The organism is Sphingomonas sp. Leaf242, from assembly GCF_001422045.1.
Classification (GTDB): Bacteria; Pseudomonadota; Alphaproteobacteria; order Sphingomonadales; family Sphingomonadaceae; genus Sphingomonas.
On the sequence record NZ_LMLW01000007.1, the window covers coordinates 234,389 to 252,050 of the forward strand.

A 17,662-nucleotide genomic window follows, 5' to 3' on the forward strand; every position below is an offset into this window, starting at 1 on the left:
CGTTATTGTGTGTTCGATCGTTGGTGGCCCGGGTCTTGAGCCCGATAGTTAGCCTGTATCCGGCACACTCGCCCGCCATGGTTCGCGACCGGCCATCACTTCGCAGCGACCTTCACCGTTCCGGCGTTTATCGACCATGCGGTGAGCTTCAGCGGCGCACTGCCGCCGCGCGAGGACGCGCTCCACCGAAGCGGTCCACTGCCACGGAAGAACCGGTCGGTGATCGTGCGCTCGCCGTCGTTGATGAAGACTTCCAGGATCGACTCGTCGGCCAGAATGCGCAGCTTCACGCGGCGGGTTTTCAGGTCGACCGGGGCGACGTGGCGGGCGGCGAACCCGTCATGGAAATGCGGCCCCGAGCGCGTCCGATCGACGAAGACCTCGTTCACGGTCGGGTTGACGCCGACGACGGTCTGATAGCCTTCGCCATCGGTAAGCGTGATCGCCACCTGCTCGGACGAACCAGTATCGATCGCGAACTCGAGATCCGCCGAGCCGCCCTGGATGGGAAGCGCGGTCGGGCTGTCGCGCAACGCGGCGGCGAAATCCTGTCGGGCGCCGTGCAGAGCTGCGACCTCGCGCACCGGCGCCTGCAGGATGCGATACCCCTCGGGCGATTTCCGGAGCGTGACCTGGCGCGGGACGGTCATCAGCCCGCGCGACGGCCAGGTCGGGATCACCTCGGCATAGCGCCAGTCGTTCGCCCAGCCGATCCAGATGCGACGGGGATCGTCCTTCGGCAGATCGTTCCAGGACACGGCGGCGTAGAAGTCCGCACCATAGTCCATCCACTGCGCATCGCCGGGCCAGCCCTGCACCGGCGTGAAGCGGGTACCGTCGAAGTCGCCGACGAAATACTGACCACCCGAGCCACCACCGACGGCATTGTCGCCGAGGTTGATGCCGAGCACCCAGCGCTTTTCGCCGGCAGCCCCGCCATCGACCGGCAATTCGAACAGATCCGGGCACTCCCAGTTCTTGCCGCGACCCCCAGCGGGGCCGAAACTGCTGGCGAACGTCCACTGCTTGAGGTTCGGCGAGGTGAAGATCACCGCGCGGTTCTCCAGCGCCATCACCGCGACCATGACCCAGCGCTTGGTGGCGGCATGCCAGAAGACCTTCGGATCGCGGAACTCGGGCGATCCGACGCTCAGCACCTCGCCGTGGACGGTCCATGTCCGACCGCGATCGTTGCTGTAGGCGACGTATTGCGACTGCAGCTTCGCCTTGGGATTGTGCCCGGTATAGATCGCGATCATCGGCGGCTTGCCGTTCCGGCCGAAACCGCTCGTGTTGTTCCAGTCGATGACGGCGCTACCGGAAAACGCCATGACGTCGGCGGTCTCGGGAATCGCGATCGGCAGCTCCTGCCAGTGGACGAGATCGCGGCTGACTGCGTGGCCCCAATTCATGTGCCCCCAGCGATCGCCGTGTGGGTTGTACTGATAGAACAGGTGATATTCGCCGTCATAGTAGACGAGCCCGTTGGGGTCGTTCATCCAGTTCTTGGCGGGTGCGAAATGGAAGCTCGGCCGAGGGTCGGCACGCTGCGCCGATGCCGGGGTTGCGAGAACGGCCACTGCCGCCAGCAGCATTGCGATCGTCTTCATGCTGCCGCTCCCCGCAGATCCATGTCTTCCAGTGCGACACCGTTCGTCTCCGGCATCACCTTCCAGGCCCAGAGGAACTGGAGCAGCATCATCGCGCCGAAGAACGCGAACACCCAGCCGCCGACGGCGCTGGCCACGACCGGGAACAGCCAGGTGATGATCGCCGCCATCACCCAGTGCGTGGTCGAGCCGAGCGCCTGACCCTTGCCGCGGACCGAACTCGGAAAGACCTCGGAGATGAACACCCAGATCACCGCGCCCTGGCTCACGGCGAACGCGGCGATGAAGGCGAGCAGCCCGACGAGGATCAGCGTGCCGTCCGGCGCCACGCGTTCGAGCTGCCAGCCGACGAGTAGCAGCGCGGCGGCACAGATGATCGACCCGACGAACAGCAGCGGCTTGCGGCCGAACCGGTCGATCAGGAACAGCGCCAGCGCCGTGAACAGCAGGTTGGTGCCTCCGACCGCGACCGACTGCAGCAAGGCGCTATCGGCGCCGGCACCCGCCAGCTCGAAGATGCGCGGTGCATAATAGAGCAGCGCGTTGATGCCCGAGAGCTGGTTGAACATCGCGATCGCGATCGCGCAGGCGACGGGAAGCGTGTGCGACGCCTGGAACAGACGCGGAGCACCCTTGACCGCCTCGCGCATGTCCGCGGCCTCGATGCGGAGCAGTTCGGCATCGGGATCGCTGAACCCGAGGCGCGTCATTGCGGCGACGGCACGTTCGCGGTGCCCCCGCACGGCCAGCCACCTTGGACTTTCGGGCAGGAAGAACGTGACCACCAGGAACACCGCCGAGGGAATCGCGACGATGCCGAACATCCAGCGCCACGCCGTCTCGGGCGGCAGCACCTGCGCAATGACATAGTTGGAGAGGAAAGCGATGAGGATGCCGAGCACGATGTTCAGCTGGTTCATCGCCACCAAGCGGCCGCGGAACCGTGCGGGCGAAACCTCGGCGATATAGATCGGCGTCACGACCGACGCGGCGCCGATCGCCACGCCCCCAAGAAAGCGGAATGCGATCAGCACGTACCAGTCGTGCGCCAGCGCAGTCCCGAGCGACGACACGACATAGGCGATCGCGACGGACAGCATGATCGCCTTCCGGCCGTACCGATCCGCCGGCGCTCCTGCTATCAGCGATCCCAAGACGGTGCCGATCAGCGCCGAGGCGACGGTGAAGCCCAGCGACGCCTCGGTCAGCGCGAACTGGTTTTGCAGCGCGTTGGTCGCGCCCGAGATCACAGCGGTATCGAAACCGAACAGGAGGCCACCGAGTGCAGCCCCTGCCGCGCTCATGATGATTGCCGGGGTCGCCCGGGCGTCGTCGACGATGCCGGCGTCGCCGGAACTCACAACACTATGCATTGACGGCATCCGCTTCGATGGAGGTGGTTTCGGTGATCGTCCAATGCGTCGGCCACTGCCGCGTCGCCGTCCGATAGGCGAGCGCGAGCGCGCCGGTCAGACCCGCCGACGATCCTGCGGTCGGCGCGGCGACATAGTCGGCCATGTCGATCGCGCGCATGCTGGCATCGTAGCCGGCCAGTTTTGCGGTCAGCGCGCGGCGCACCCGATCGTACATCGGCGGTTGCATGACACCGCCGCCGATGATGATGCGATCGGGGCGGACGGTGTAGGTAAGCGTCGCGCAGAGACCGGCGAGGTAATCCGCCTCGATGTCCCACGCCGAATGATCCTCGGGAAGCGTTTCGGCCGGTACGCCCCACCGGGCGTGCATCGCGGGCCCACAGGCCAGGCCTTCGAGGCAGTCGCCGTGATACGGACAGATGCCGGCAAACCGGTCGTCGCCCGGCGCGCGGGGCAGCGTGATATGCCCTGCTTCCGGATGATTGGCGCCGCCGTGCGGAGCGCCGTTGATCAGCACGCCGACACCGATGCCAGTGCCGACCGTCACATAGCAGAACGTGTCGAGACCTTGGCCACTGCCGAATAGCCGTTCGCCGACCGCAGCGCAGTTCACGTCGGTATCGAGCGCGGTCGGTGCGGCGATCGTGCGGCGGAAATGCGCGAGGAGGTCGACGTTCTGCCAGCCCGCTTTCGGGGTCGACGTGATGCAGCCGTAGTCGCCTGCAACGGGATTCAACGATAGCGGGCCGAAGCTTCCGATCGAGAAGGCTGCGAGCGTGCCGTGCTGCTGTACCGCGTCGGCGAAAAAGGCGCTCGCTGCGCTGAGCGTCTCGTCCGGCGTCGTCGTGGGGATGCGAGTCTGTATCAACGGCGTGCCGTCACGATCGGAAATGGCACAGAGAAACTTGGTCCCGCCCGCTTCGATCGCGCCAAGGAGCAAAGGCTCAACCATGGGCGCTCACCTGAAGGCGAACGGACGCCGACAATAGCTCAGAACGAACGAACACGAATTTCCTCTCCCCACACCAGCCACGTCTTCGCGGTCAGCTACTAAATCTACTAATGTGATCTAGTCTGTCAAGGACAGTTAAAAATGACGTCGGTACAAAGGGATGCGCGTTTTAGTTCTCGGACAACCGGGTCAAACCTTTTTAAAAAGGCTCGCCAAGTCCGGGGTGAAGCTCGCGTGAAGAGGAAGTAGACCTGCTCCTACAGCGGCGGCCAAGTTGCCAAGCGTCCCTTTGCGAATCTCGGGCGCGAAGAAATCTGGTGGCGCATCCGTTGAGAAGTGATGGCGCAGTCCGGCAGCGATGTCGTCCAGACACGCGGGTAAAATTGCGCCATCGATGATCACCGCTTCGAGATCGAGCAGGCTGTTGGCGCTGGTCACCGCGAAGGCCAGTGCCTCGACACACCGGCGCGTCCACGCGGCGCGCTCTTCGTCGCACACGGCCTGGTCGAGCGCGTAGAGCGAGGCGTGGTGGACCAGATAGTCGCTCTTGCCAGCGGCGCAGACCGGCATAGAGGCGAGCGCTCCGGCATTGCCGTGCCGACCCTGATGCACCCGACCGCCCAAGACGAGTCCGCCTCCGACGAACGTGCCGATGTTGATCGCGAGAAAATCCTGTAGGTCGACGCCGGCGCCGCAGAGCAGCTGCGCCAGGGCCGCGGCGTTACCGTCGTTCTCGAAGAAGGTCGACCAAGTCAGGCCGGCCTGGAGCCGATCCGCCACGTCGGCCCGGCGCCATTCGTCGGCTTGATCGACCGATATGCCAAGTTCGTCGCGCCATTCGCCGAGGAACCACGGCATCGCGATACCGATGCCCATGAACGCTTCGGCGCTCAACAGGTCTGTCGATGCGAGATGTTCGTCGATGAACCCGTCGATATGGCCGAGCACGGTATCGATCGAGGGAAAGCTGCCGGCATGGCGACCGACAGCTTTGCGCTCACCGTCGAAATCCAGGAGCACGATGATGGTGTCGCTCCGCCCGACCTCGACGCCGACGGTATATCCTCGCTTGCCGTTGATCCGGTAGATCGTCGCCGGCTGGCCCATGCCACCCGTGCGCTTGCCCGCCTGGAACAGCAGCCCGACCTCGGCCAGTTCATCGACGATGCGGACGACGGCTTGAGGTGACAGGCCCGTCATGCGAGCGAGTTCCGCCTTCGAAGCGCCGTTCATCCGTCGCACAGCCGACAGGATCAGGCGCTCATTATACCGTCGCATTCCGCCAGCATTCGTACCTCGCCGCATGGAATCCACGCCGTATCCTTTCATCCGTTATGCCGGAGCGTCGCGGAGACACTCGCCATCAGGCGTTCGCCGTTCCCCCGATAAGGCACCGGGGCTCATACGGAAGTGTGCGCAGCCCTTTTTTTGGTCGCGATCCATCCGAAGATTTCCCGTAAAACGAATGTGGCGCTGGTTGTCCGATTTCTGGCGCATCCCGCTGCCGTGCCGGATTGGCATCGGCCCTCTCTCCGCGACGCGCTACCCGTCGCCGGATGCTGCGCGCGCGTTTAACGCCGCCGTATATTATTGGCGTGCGCGAATTAAATCGAGCAGCGATGCGTACCGGAGGCTAGGGCGTGCGTCTCGTCAGTCGGCAGGATGACCGCGTGCACCCGAAACCTGAGATCCTGCTGTCCGAAGATCAGAAACGCATCGTCTGGGATCTGCGGATCAGTGGCCCCAGCGCGCGCACTGCCCTTGCCGACCGTCTCGACATGCACAATGGCGCGGTGACGCGCTTGAGCCGTGAGTTGATCGCGCTCGGGCTGGTCGAAGAGCATGTCCAGGACCAGCGGGCAGGGCGCGGCCGGCCGATCGTACCACTGGGTATCTCGAGCCGCGGCGGCTATGCGGCAGGCGCGACGCTGCATCCGGGCTGGCTCGAGATCGCGCTGGTCGATTTTGCCGGGACTGTGATCGTCCGCGATCTTGAGCCGTTCGACAGCCCCGATCCGCGCGCGTTCGTCGAGGCGGTGGATCGGCGGTTGCGTGGACTGAGCATGAGCCACAATGTGCTGCGGTCGCGCTTCCTGGGGCTGGGCGTGGCGGCGACCGGGCCGACGCTCGCGGGCGATCCGACGCGGCGCTGGACGGTCGACTGGCTGCAGGGCTGGCGCGATCTTGACCTGCAACGGCTGTTCGCCGACTATCTCGGCCTGCCGGTCTGGATCGAGAATGACGGGACGCTCGCCGCGCTCGCCGAATATTACGACAGTGGGCTGATCCGCACGTGCAGTTCGGCGATCGTGTTCTTCATCGGGCACGGGGTCGGCGGGGGGATCATCGTCGACCGCGCGATCCTGCGCGGCGAGCACGGCAATGCGGGCGAGATCGGCCGGTTGTTTCCGGGGAAATCCAAGCGGCCGTCGGGGATCGACCTGCTCGCCGAATTGCAGGCGGCCGGTGCCGACATCCGCGCGCTGAACGAGGTCGAGATGCATCAGGATACGCATGCCGCGTTGATCGACGCGTGGGTCGAGCGGGCTGGAGAGCAGCTTGCTGTCGCCGCCGACAGTGGGGTCGCGTGGCTCGATCCCGGCGCGATCGTCGTATCGGGCGCGCTGCCGCTGCCGATCCTCCACGCGCTCGGTGCAGCGCTGGAACGCGCCGACTGGGCGACGGCCTTCCCCCATTTGCCGCGGCCGAAAATGCATGTGTCGCGACTTGGCAGTTGGGCGGCGGCGGTAGGCGCCGCACTGCTTCCCATCCACCAGCTCGTCGCCCCGAATGCCGAACGATGACGCGATTTATTTCCGGATAAATAAATAAAACTGCCACAACCACCGCCTAGCCGCGCCGTCATTGGGGGCAGGCAGTCGATGCCGGCCAGACGGGCGGGGATCATCGCATGGTTGGGTTTTCACTACGGTTGCTGGCACTCGCCGGCGTGTCGTCGATCGCGATCGTCGGTCCGGTCGCGGCGCAACAGGCAAACGCCGCGCCGGCGACTGCGACATCAGCAACCGGGACGTCGGCGGCCGAAGCCGCGACCGCGCCACCCGGGGATATCGTCGTCACCGGCATCCGGCGCGCCAACAACGTCGCGATCGAGGCCAAGCGCAACGCGACCAACATCATCGACGTCATCGGATCGAACGATGTCCGCGCGTTGCCGGACGCCACCATCGTCGAAGCGCTGCGGCGCATCCCCGGTCTGTCGGTCCTGCCTGCGACCGACAACGAGCATCCGCGCGACGAGGCCGCGACGCCGGTGATCCGCGGGCTCGGCCCCGCATACAACAACGTGACGATCGACGGGTTGCAGCTCGCCTCGCCCGGCACGCCCAACGGAACGCTCGGCTCGATCTCGCGCGGGGTGCGTCTCGACATCCTGCCCGCATCGATGATCAGCCAGTTGCAGGTCGTGAAGACCTTCACCGCCGATCTCGATCCGAACGCGGTCGGTGGCGCGATCAACATCATGACGCGCAGCGCGTTCGAAGGCGGCGGCAAGCCGTTCGTCACGACCGAGGCGTCGCTCGGCCATGCGAACGACACCGGCCTGCCGCGCCACCAGCCCGATTTCGGCACGCGGCTCGGCGCGACGGTCAGCACGACGTTCGGCGCGAACCACCAGTACGGCGTCGTCCTGTCGGGCAATTACCAGACGCTCAGCAGCTACACCGACACGCACATGACGACCGATACGATCCACTATTCCTTCTACAATGCGGCAGGGCAACTCCAGACCGGCGCAGGCCTCGGCAACGGCTTCGCGGTGCCGCAGCAGGACAAATACTGGTACGTGATGGACAAGCGCGATCGCTACGGCCTGACCGGCAAGTTCGAGGTCCGGCCCACCGACACGCTCCAGGCCTATGCGTCGCTCGGCTATTATTATTTCAAGGACAAGATGGAGCGCAACGAGGTCCTGATCGACCCGCGCAACCGTGGAACCGTCCTGAACCAGACCGCGACTTCGGGCAATTATCCCGGCGGCGACGTCGAAGTAGGCTGGGAGAACGCCGATATCGTCACGCGGACGCGCGTCGCGCAAACCGGCCTGACGTGGCAGCCCAGCGATCGCCAGACGCTCTCGCTCAAGGGCAGCGCGTCGCGCGCGACCTATGACGAAGTGTTCCAGATGATCAAATACGCGACCGGCGTCGCACGGCCGGCGCCCGGCATCGCCGGGGCCACGCCGACCGCGACGTCGAACTTCGCGTTCGCCTACGACACCAGCCGCCTCGATCAGAAGTTCGCGGTCGATCCGGCCGCCTACAACAACTTGTCGAACTACAGCCTGCTCTATTACCGGCCGAACAACGAACGGCACGCCAGCGACACGGTGCTGACCGGCAGGCTCGATTACGGCTTCAATCAGGGCGCCGATGCGGACGGCATCGGGTTCGCGGCAGGCGCCAGCTACACCGACGATCGTCCCAAGTTCAATCTCGACCGAATCGATCTGGAGCCCAACACGACTGGTCGGCCGATCGGCCTTGCGACCGCGGTCGGCCCCGGCGGCGCGCCGCTCAACTATTCGAACGGCCTCTATCTGCTGACGATCGATCCGGCCGCCGCGGTCCGCGACATCACCGCGCAACCCGCATCGATCCTCAACAGCACGGATCAGTCGAACTACAACAACCAGGACGATTTCCGCCACGTCGAGAAGATCGCGGGTGGCTATGCGCTCGCCAGCTACGTCTCGTCAGCGATCAACGCGCAGGCGGGCGTGCATCTCGATCACACCGACCAGTCGACCGTCGGACGGATCAAACGCAACGGCGTCTTCGTCGATCAGCCCACCAGGTCGAACTACACCTACCTGCTGCCCTCGGCGATCGCGACCTGGCACGCGACGCACGCGATCGACCTGCGCGCCGCGGCCAGCCAGACGATCGGGCGGCCCAGCTATGACAGCTATGCCGCGCGCAGTTCGATCGGCTTCGTCAACGCGAGCGATCTCGGCAACGGCGCCGCGACCGGCGTCAACGTCACGATCGGCAATCCCGACATCAAGCCGCGGCGCTCGACCAATCTCGACCTCGCCACCGATTGGACGCTGTCGAGCCGCTATGGCGGGATCGTCTCGCTCGCGGCGTTCTACAAGGACATCAAGGACGAGATCTTCAACGCCGCCTCGGTCGGTTACACCTACGAGGGCGTGAACTACGTCAACGCGGTCGTCACGCGGCCGACCAACGCGACCAAGGCGAGCATCAAGGGGGTCGAGGCGAGCGCGGTGGTCAACTCGCTCGACTTCATCCATCCTTTGCTGAGCGGGTTTGGCGTCAGCGCGAACGCGGCATTGCTCCGCGGCCGGATCGACGTGCTGAACAGCGCGGGCGTCGCACGCCGCGTCGACCGGCTGGTCGGCCAGCCCGACAGTACGCTCAACGCCAGCGTGTTCTACGCCAGGCACGGCCTCGAACTGCGCGCGGCTTACAACCGGCAGGGCAGGGCGCTGCGCACGATCATCAACGATGTCTATTGGCAGGACCTGTACTGGGCGCCGCGCGAACAGGTCGACCTGACCGCGACCTACACGCTGCGGAACGGCGTCGCGGTGATCGGTCAGGTCAGCAATCTGACGCACACCCGCCTGACGAGCTTTGCCGGGCCGGACAAGAACCTCCTCAAGGACAGCTATTCCGTGCCGACGACGGTCTGGCTCGGGCTTCGTTTCACCCCCAAATTCTGATCCCGGAAAGGTCTTTCATGACACGATCGCGCCTTGGGATGATGTCCCTGCTTATGCTTGCCGCGCTGCCCTTGGTTTCGGCCGTTGCTCCGCCACGTGCTCGAAACGTAAAAGAGATCCATACCGCGCTGCTCGATCCAGACGGGCGCCTTCTGATCGCCGCGCATCGCGGATGTCATAATCCGGCGCCGAGCCAAGCCTTGCCGAGCGCGCCCGAGAATTCGCTGATGGGCCTCGATCACTGCGTGGCAATGGGCATCGACATTATGGAGACCGACGTGCGGCGCACCCGCGACGGCTATCTGGTCATGATCCACGACGCGACGGTCGATCGGACCACCAACGGGACCGGCGCCGTCGATCATCTCACGCTCGCCGAGATCAAGGCGTTGCGACTGCGCGACAACGAAGGCGAGAAGGATGCGGGCCTCACCGATCAGCAGGTGCCGACGCTCGACGAGATACTGGCGCATGCCGGCACCCGGATCGTGCTGAACCTCGATATCAAGGACGCGATCTATGCCGAGGTGATCGAGGCGGTGGCCCGTGCCGGCGCGACCGACCGGGTGATCGTGAAGACGGCCGCGGGTATCGGCAGCGCGCCGCTTGCCGCGATGGCGCCGTACGACCGCGTACCGTTCATGCCGATCCTGTCCAGTGGGGACGCTGCGGGAGCGGATCTTGCCGAGATCGTCACGCGCCAGGCGTCCGGCCGACGGCATGCGATCGGCATCGAACTCCCGCGCATGCCCGCTGCCGCTCTACCCGGCGTCGTCGCCGCTGCGCGCGGGGCTCATGAACGCGTCTGGGTGAACACGCTTTGGGAGGGGTTCGTCGATGGCTATGGCGGCGACGTCGACGCCCTGCGCGATCCCGACGCGGTATGGGGTCGCCTGCAACGCGCGGGCATCAGCATAATACAGACCGATGAATCCGAAGCGCTGCGCCGCTACACGCGAAAAACGTAGTTCGCCCCCGGCAATCGTTCGATATCCGGCGGAAAGTTCGCGCGTTTGTCGTCGTAATATCGGCGGCGGTGATCGCCGTCCGACGCGGCGTTGTACGTCAGGTACAGGATGCGGCGTTGCGCGTTGGTCAGGTTGGGCTTCGATGCATGCGGGGCGTAGCTGTCGAAGAACAGCACGTCGCCGGGCTCGGTCGGGACCGGAATCAGATCGAACGCAGCCATCTGCTTGGGGCTGAGCGGCTGCCATTCCTCGCCGATCATCTGCGACAGACGCGGTGCGCTGGTCATTTCCAGACAGCCATTCTCGGTCGTCGCGCGATCGATACCGACCAGCGCCGTGACGAACATCGGCGCATAGGTCGTCCAGCCTGCCTGCTGGTCCTGATGCGGTTCGAAACCGGCACCGCCAGCCTTCTTGAAGTTGATCTTTTCCTTGAACAGGACCGCCTGGCTGCCGAGTAGCTGCGCGACCGCCGCGGACAGCCGTCCATGACGGACGAGGTCGTCGAACGCCGCGTGATAGGGACAGAAGTCCTCGATCCGCTGCATCACGCGCGTGCTGGGAGTGGTCAGGCTGTCCTCGTAATAGACCATGTGCCGACCGGGCATCTCGGGCAGGGCGACGAGTTCGTCGGTCCAGCGTGCGATCTCCGCGGCCTCGTCGGCGCTGAACAGGCCGCGACGGGCAACCCAGCCGGTCTCGGCGAAATGCGCCAGGTCGTTGGCCGTCAGCGGATGCGGATCGTTCAGGGCCATGTCAGCCTGCCAGATGCGGGAGGATCGCATCGCGCGCCTTGCCGACGTCTTCGGGGAAATCGATCTCGGTCCAGGGCAGATCGGTCACGTCGACATAAGTGAACGCATCGGGCTCTGCGAGCATCAGGTCGCGGATCGCCTCCTCATACTCGATGTCGGTGCGACCGGCCGCGACATAGCGGTCGCAGGCGTCGGCAAGCTTTGCCGCCATCGCCGCACCGAATTTGAAGAACCCGACCGATTCCCCGTGCCAGTCGTGCGCATGATCGGGGCGCTTGCGGAAATCGACCATCGTCTCGCCCCGGAAGCAGACCTTCACGGGCTCGTCGCCCGGTTCCAGTTCGCGGTCGACAAGCAGCACCGCCTCGCCCGGCGCAGCGACCAGTCGCGCCAGCATCCGGGTGTCGTAGAGCACGTCGCCGTCCATCAGCAGGACCGGCCGGCCCGCGCGCAAGCGGTCGCGCTGCACCCAGAGCGATACGAGACTGCCCTGTCGGTAGTCGGGGTTGAGCATGGTTCCCGCGCGGTCGCCGATCGCGTGCCGCAACGCCTCCGCCTCATGGCCGACGGTAACGACGAGATCGTCGACGCCCACCGCCGTCAGCGCCGCCAGATGGCGGTCGAGCAGCGAGCGGCCGTCGAAATCGAGCAGCACTTTCGGGCCGTCATGCGTCTCGCCCAGCCGTTGACCGACCCCGGCCGCGAGCAGGATGGCGATCGGCGATGTTTCTGCGGCGGCGGCAGGGGGCTGGCTTGTTTGCATGGCCCGGCGTCTATAACGAGCCGGCTTGCCGCGGCCAAGCACATCGGGCCGGCCGCGACGCCTGCTCGATCACTGCCTGAACGATCATCGAAAGTCCCGTTTCATGAACGACCTCCCCGCCGATTTCGTCACGCAGACGCCATCGCCCTCGCGCGCCGCGCTGTTGCGGCACGCGATCGAGCGCCCCGACCTCGCGTTCCTGATGGAGGCGCATAGCGGCCTGTCCGCCAAGATCGCCGAGGAAGCCGGGTTTGGCGGGATCTGGGCGTCGGGGCTCAGCATCTCGGCCAGCCTCGGCCTGCGCGACAGCAACGAGGCGTCGTGGACGCAGGTGCTCGACGTGCTGGAATACATGGCGGACGCCTGCGCGCTGCCGATCCTGGTCGACGGCGACACCGGCTACGGCAATTTCAACAATGTCCGGCGGCTGGTGCGCAAACTCGGCGAACGCAACATCGCCGGCGTCTGCATCGAGGACAAGCTGTTCCCGAAGACCAATTCGTTCATTGGCGAGGACCAGCCGCTGGCAGAGATCGGGGAATTCTGCGGCCGCATCACCGCGGGCAAGGACAGCCAGACCAGCGACGATTTCGTCATCGTCGCACGGATCGAGGCGTTGATCTCGAGCCGGCCGATGGAAGAGGCGCTGCGCCGGGCCGAGGCGTACCACGCGGCCGGTGCCGATGCGATCCTGATCCATTCGAAGAAGGCCGAGCCGACCGAGATCTTCGAATTCTGCCGTCGCTGGGGCAACCGCGCGCCGGTCGTGATCGTCCCGACCACCTATTATGCGACCCCGACCGACCTGTTCCGCGAGGCGGGCATCTCGACGGTGATCTGGGCGAACCACCTGATGCGCGCGTCGATCACGGCGATGCGCGAGACCGCCAGGACCATCCACGACGAACAGTCGCTGAGCAACGTCGAGGGCCGCGTGATCCCGGTCAAGGAGGTGTTCCGCCTGATGGGCAACGCCGAGCTCGAGGAGGCGGAGCGGCGCTATCTGCCCGAGACGCCGCGTCCGCGCGCGATCGTGTTGGCGGCGTCGGGCGGCGATCTCGGCGAACTGACGCGCGACAAGCCCAAATGCATGATCGACGTGCGCGGCCAGTCGCTGCTCGCGCGCCAGGTCGCTACGTTCGCCGACAGTGGCATCCGCGACGTGACGGTGGTGCGCGGCTTTGCCAAGGACGCGGTGGCGGTGAAGGGCATCCGCACCGTCGACAATGATCGCTTCGCCGAGACCGGCGAGGCGTATTCGCTGGCGCAGGCGGATGCGGCGCTGACCGGTGAGCTGGTGGTGTCGTACGGCGACGTGCTGTTCCGCAACTACATCCTGGAAAGCTTGCTTTCGAGCAAGGCCGACGTCGTCCTCGCGGTCGACGCCGCGCAGCGCAAGGACACGCGCGTACGCGATCTGGTGCTCGCCGATCATCCCTTCTCGGGCGGTTATCTCGACGATGCGCCCGCGCACATGATCCGGATGGGCAGCGATCTGGCCGCGGACGCGAGCGGCGAATGGGTTGGCCTCGCGCGATTCAGCGTGACCGGCGCGACATGGCTGCGTGAGGAGATCGCCGCGTTGTCCGCCGAGGGCTCGCTCGAAACCGCCGACCTGCCGCTGCTGCTTACCCGGATCGCCGCCAAGCACCCGGTGCGCGTCAAGTATTTCATGGGCCACTGGATGGACGTCAACACGCTCGCCGACGTCGCCGACGCGCGCAACTTCACCTGATGATCACCGCGGACGCCTTCATGGCCGAGGCATCGGCCGCCGGGTTCGATTTCTATACCGGCGTACCGTGCAGCTATCTGACGCCGCTGATCAACGGCGTGCTGTCCAATCGCGCGCTTCGCTATGTCGGCGCGGCGAGCGAGGGCGAGGCGGTCGCGATCGCCGCGGGCGCGTGGCTTGCCGGGCGCAGCACGGTGGCGATGTGCCAGAACTCCGGGCTCGGCAACATGGTCAATCCGCTGACCTCGCTAAACGCACCCTTCCGAATTCCGACCCTGCTGGTGACGACGTGGCGCGGCCGGCCGGGCGAACCCGACGAACCGCAGCATGTCGTGATGGGCGAGGTCACGCATGACCTGCTGAGCCTGATGGGGATCGAGCACCGACCGTTCCCGAATGTCGACGCCGCGATCGTGCCGTCGTTGCGCGAGGCGGTCACTGCGATGGACGCCGCATCTCAGCCTTTCGCGTTCGTCATGGCGAAAGGCGATGTCGCCGATACCGCGCTCGATCAGCGCCCACGTGATCTGCCTGCGCGAGGACGACTTGCGGATTACGCGACGCGCGGCGCGCGACCGACACGTGTCGCGGCGCTCGAACGGTTCCTCGCGCTCACGGACGATTCGACCGCGGTGATCGCGACCACCGGCAAGTCTGGCCGCGAACTGTTCACGCTCGCCGACCGCGAGCAGCATCTGTATCAGGTCGGATCGATGGGCGGCGCGGCCGGCATGGCACTTGGCGTCGCGCTTAATACCCCGAAGCGCGTAATCGTCATCGACGGCGACGGTGCGGCGCTGATGAAGCTCGGTACGCTGGCGACGATCGGGGCGGAGGCGCCAGCTAACCTGATCCACATCCTGTTCGATAACGGCGTACACGATTCGACCGGCGGGCAGGCGACGGTTTCGGCCTCGGTCGACTTCGCCGCGGTCGCGGTCGCCTGCGGCTATGGCTATGCCGCCTCTTGCGATGACCTTGACGGGTTCGAGCGGGCATGGGCCGAAGCCGCCACCGCCGGTCGCCCGGCAATGATCCACCTCCGCATCGCGCCCGGATCGATGGCGACGCTCGGCCGCCCGACCGTGACACCAGAGGCGGTCGCGCGGCGGTTCAAGGCGTTCCTCGCGCGGTGAAGCGGTCCGCGATCCTGGCGGTCGTCATCGGGCTGATCCTCGCGGTCACGCTGATCGCCACGAACGATTTCGCGAAAATCCTGGACGCGTTGCGGCAGGCGGGATGGGGGATCGCACTCGTCGTGCTGCTCCACCTGCCACAGACGTTCGCATCGGCGATCGGCTGGCAGGAACTGCTCGACCGGCGCGCGCCCGTGTCGCGCTTGTATGTTTTGCGCTGGATCCGCGAGTCGGTGAACGCGCTGCTACCGGTGGCACAGATCGGCGGCGATCTGGTACGCGCGCGGCTGCTGGCACGACGCGGACCACCGCTCGCGCCATCGCTGGCCTCCTCGATGGGCGATCTGTCGGTCGAGGGCGCGACTCAGGCGATCTTCACGATCCTGTGCGTCGCGCTGCTGATCGCCGGACCGCATGGCGGCGAGGCGATGACGCTCGCGATCGGCGTCACAGTGGCGAGCATCGCGATGGCCGTGGCGTTCGTCGTCGCGCAGCGCTTCGGCCTGTTCGCGCTGATCGAACGCGGCGTCGCCCGCTGGACCAAGGCAAGCGATCTCACCGGACTGAACGCCGCCGTGCTGGCGCTGTACCGGAACCCCGCCAGACTGTTGCGTTCGGCGGGCTGGCACCTGCTGTCGTGGCTACTCGGCGGGATCGAGACCTGGGCCGGGCTGCACGTCCTCGGGGTGCACGCGTCGCTGCGTGAGGCGATGGTGATCGAGGGGCTGGGGCAGGCGGTGCGCGGCGTCGGCTTCCTCATTCCCGGCGCGCTCGGTGTGCAGGAGGGGGGATATCTGCTGATCTGCGCGATGTTCGGCATCCCTCCGCAGCAGGCGCTCGCGCTATCGTTGATCCGCCGTATCCGCGAACTCGCGCTGGGCCTGCCGGGGCTGGCCGTATGGCACCGAATGGAAGCGCGCCCCCCGGTCGGCAGCGTGCAGGAAGGACTATCGTGACGCCTCTATTGTTGACGCCCGGTCCGCTGACTACCGATCCCGCCGTGCGCCGGGCGATGCTCGACGACTGGGGCTCGCGCGATCCGGCGTTCATCGCGCTCACAGCGGAACTGCGGCGGCGGTTGCTCGACGTCGCGAATGGCGGCGAAACGCATGTCGCGGTGCCGATCCAGGGCTGCGGTACCTATGCGCTGGAGGCGGCGGCCGGCACGTTGCTCGGTGCGGACGATCGCCTGCTAATGCTGATCAACGGTGCCTATGGCGAGCGTATGGCGGCGATCGCGACACGGTTGGGGCGTGCCGTCGAGACGCTGCGCTGGGACGAGAACGAACCGGTCGACGCTACGGTCGTCGCGGCGTGGCTGGCGGCAGACCCGGCGATCACGCACGTCGCGTTCGTCCATGTCGAGACGACGACCGGGCTGCTCAATCCGCTTGAAGAGGTTGCCCGGGTGGTGGCCGACGCCGGTCGCCTGCTGATCGTCGATGCGATGGCGAGCTTTGGCGCGCTGCCGATCGACCTGTCCACGCTGCCTGTTGCCGCGATCCTCGCTTCCAGCAACAAGTGCCTCGAGGGGACGCCGGGCCTAGGCTTCGCGCTGGTCGACCGCGCGGTGTTGGAGGGGTGCGCTGGGCAGAGTGCGTCGATGAGCCTCGATCTCCACGCACAGTGGCGCGGGTTCGAGGCGAATGGCCAGTGGCGCTTCACCCCGCCGGTGCAGGTCGTCGCGGCCCTCGTCGAAGCGCTCCGGCGGCTGGAGGCGGAGGGTGGCAGCACCTCCCGGCTTGCGCGCTATACAGGCAACCTCGCGACGCTGCTGCGCGGCACCGATGCCTTGGGCCTCGATCTATATCTCGATCGATCTTTGCAGGCACCGATCATCGCCACGTTCCGATCGCCCGATCGCTTCGATTTCACGACCTTCTACGACGCGCTCGCCGCGGCCGAGTTCGTGATTTACCCGGGCAAGCTGACCAAAGCGGAGTCGTTCCGGATCGGCTGCATCGGCGCGATCGGTCCGGCGGATTTCGATCGGTTGGTGACCGCGATGCGCCCCGCGCTAGCGGCGGCGACGCAGGGCTAGCAGCGCGAGGATGATCGCCGCGCTGGGCGTGATGACCGCTGCGGCGATCGTCATCGGCCAGGCGAGGCCGAGCCAGATCAGCACCGGCACCAGGATCATCGCGTCGTCTGGATCGACGGTGAAGCCCGCCGAGAGCTCATAGCCGCGGACGTCGGCGAAGTTCAGGACATTGAGTTCGGCGAACAGCGTGCCGATGCCGACGCCTGCGAGGATACCGAGCCAGAGCGCGGCCGTGCCGTGCGTGGCGGCCAACCCTATCCCCAGCCCGACGAACGTGGCGACGCTGGCGATGCAGTCGCTGGCGAGATCGTAGCGATAGCCCCACACGCTCATCTGTCCGGTCTGCCGCGCGAGTTCGCCATCGGCGCGATCGAGCAGCATCGACACGACGAACACGACCCCGCCGATCGCCATCCAGCCATATGTCCCCTCCGCAAGACACACAGCGGCGGCGATGCCCGACACCAGCCGCACCGTCGTGATCTGGTTGGGCGTGATCGCGGTTCGCGCCGCGATCCGGACGGCAGGTCGAACGATGCGGTGGATGATCGTATTGTGGCTCACGCGGCAGCTCCGGATCGGCGAGATAGGCGGATGTCACGGCGCGGCGGTGGCT

The 17,662-nt window shown here is 66.2% G+C and carries 14 protein-coding genes; 7 read left to right on the forward strand and 7 right to left on the reverse strand.

Annotated elements, in window-relative coordinates:
• Positions 1-95: 95 nt before the first annotated feature.
• From ASF09_RS05575 to ASF09_RS05590, 4 genes are all read right to left on the reverse strand, one after another.
• Complete coding sequence (locus ASF09_RS05575) at positions 96-1,610, reverse strand: glycoside hydrolase family 32 protein (protein WP_060525300.1); 1,515 nt, start codon at positions 1,608-1,610, stop codon at positions 96-98.
• On the reverse strand, positions 1,607-2,983 hold the full coding sequence (locus tag ASF09_RS05580; protein ID WP_156359233.1) for a sugar porter family MFS transporter: 1,377 nt from the start codon (positions 2,981-2,983) through the stop codon (positions 1,607-1,609). Before ASF09_RS05580 ends, ASF09_RS05575 begins: the two co-directional genes overlap by 4 nt.
• The gene (locus ASF09_RS05585) at positions 2,976-3,938 is read right to left on the reverse strand and encodes an ROK family protein (RefSeq protein WP_060525301.1); all 963 of its coding nucleotides are present in this window, start codon (positions 3,936-3,938) and stop codon (positions 2,976-2,978) included. Before ASF09_RS05585 ends, ASF09_RS05580 begins: the two co-directional genes overlap by 8 nt.
• Positions 3,939-4,127: 189 nt before the next feature.
• Positions 4,128-5,216: an ROK family transcriptional regulator gene (locus tag ASF09_RS05590; protein WP_235529666.1), complete on the reverse strand. Its 1,089-nt coding sequence runs from the start codon at positions 5,214-5,216 to the stop codon at positions 4,128-4,130.
• Between the two features lie 392 nt (positions 5,217-5,608).
• On the opposite strand from ASF09_RS05590, the gene ASF09_RS05595 reads away from it, so the two are divergent.
• From ASF09_RS05595 to ASF09_RS05605, 3 genes are all read left to right on the forward strand, one after another.
• On the forward strand, positions 5,609-6,742 hold the full coding sequence (locus ASF09_RS05595) for an ROK family transcriptional regulator (protein ID WP_082444151.1): 1,134 nt from the start codon (positions 5,609-5,611) through the stop codon (positions 6,740-6,742).
• Positions 6,743-6,849: 107 nt separating this feature from the next.
• On the forward strand, positions 6,850-9,648 hold the full coding sequence (locus ASF09_RS05600; protein WP_082444103.1) for a TonB-dependent receptor: 2,799 nt from the start codon (positions 6,850-6,852) through the stop codon (positions 9,646-9,648).
• A 38-nt stretch (positions 9,649-9,686) separates the two neighbouring features.
• Entirely contained in the window at positions 9,687-10,616 is a 930-nt protein-coding gene (locus ASF09_RS05605; RefSeq protein ID WP_200912528.1) for a glycerophosphodiester phosphodiesterase family protein, read from the forward strand.
• Here the strand turns inward: ASF09_RS05605 and ASF09_RS05610 are convergent.
• Positions 10,598-11,401: a phytanoyl-CoA dioxygenase family protein gene (locus ASF09_RS05610; RefSeq protein ID WP_200912529.1), complete on the reverse strand. Its 804-nt coding sequence runs from the start codon at positions 11,399-11,401 to the stop codon at positions 10,598-10,600. The genes ASF09_RS05605 and ASF09_RS05610 overlap by 19 nt on opposite strands.
• Positions 11,373-12,134 (reverse strand): phosphocholine cytidylyltransferase family protein, encoded by a 762-nt coding sequence (locus tag ASF09_RS05615; protein ID WP_060525305.1) that lies wholly within the window; start codon positions 12,132-12,134, stop codon positions 11,373-11,375. The genes ASF09_RS05610 and ASF09_RS05615 overlap by 29 nt, the downstream gene beginning before the upstream one ends.
• Positions 12,135-12,237: 103 nt before the next feature.
• Here ASF09_RS05615 and aepX point away from each other — a divergent pair, with 103 nt between their 5' ends.
• From aepX to ASF09_RS05635, 4 genes are read left to right on the forward strand one after another with little or no spacing between them, the layout of a single operon-like run.
• Positions 12,238-13,869, forward strand: a complete 1,632-nt coding sequence (aepX, locus tag ASF09_RS05620) for a phosphoenolpyruvate mutase (protein WP_060525306.1) — start codon at positions 12,238-12,240, stop codon at positions 13,867-13,869.
• Positions 13,869-15,005: a phosphonopyruvate decarboxylase gene (aepY, locus tag ASF09_RS05625; RefSeq protein WP_060525307.1), complete on the forward strand. Its 1,137-nt coding sequence runs from the start codon at positions 13,869-13,871 to the stop codon at positions 15,003-15,005. Before aepX ends, aepY begins: the two co-directional genes overlap by 1 nt.
• Complete coding sequence (locus tag ASF09_RS05630) at positions 15,002-15,961, forward strand: lysylphosphatidylglycerol synthase domain-containing protein (protein WP_060525308.1); 960 nt, start codon at positions 15,002-15,004, stop codon at positions 15,959-15,961. The genes aepY and ASF09_RS05630 overlap by 4 nt, the downstream gene beginning before the upstream one ends.
• Complete coding sequence (locus tag ASF09_RS05635; RefSeq protein WP_200912530.1) at positions 15,958-17,046, forward strand: 2-aminoethylphosphonate--pyruvate transaminase; 1,089 nt, start codon at positions 15,958-15,960, stop codon at positions 17,044-17,046. The genes ASF09_RS05630 and ASF09_RS05635 overlap by 4 nt, the downstream gene beginning before the upstream one ends.
• On the opposite strand, the gene ASF09_RS05640 is transcribed toward ASF09_RS05635, so the two are convergent.
• A complete protein-coding gene (locus ASF09_RS05640) occupies positions 17,023-17,610 on the reverse strand; it encodes a CDP-alcohol phosphatidyltransferase family protein (protein ID WP_060525310.1) in 588 nt (195 codons plus the stop codon). The genes ASF09_RS05635 and ASF09_RS05640 overlap by 24 nt on opposite strands.
• Between the last annotated feature and the right edge of the window lie 52 nt (positions 17,611-17,662).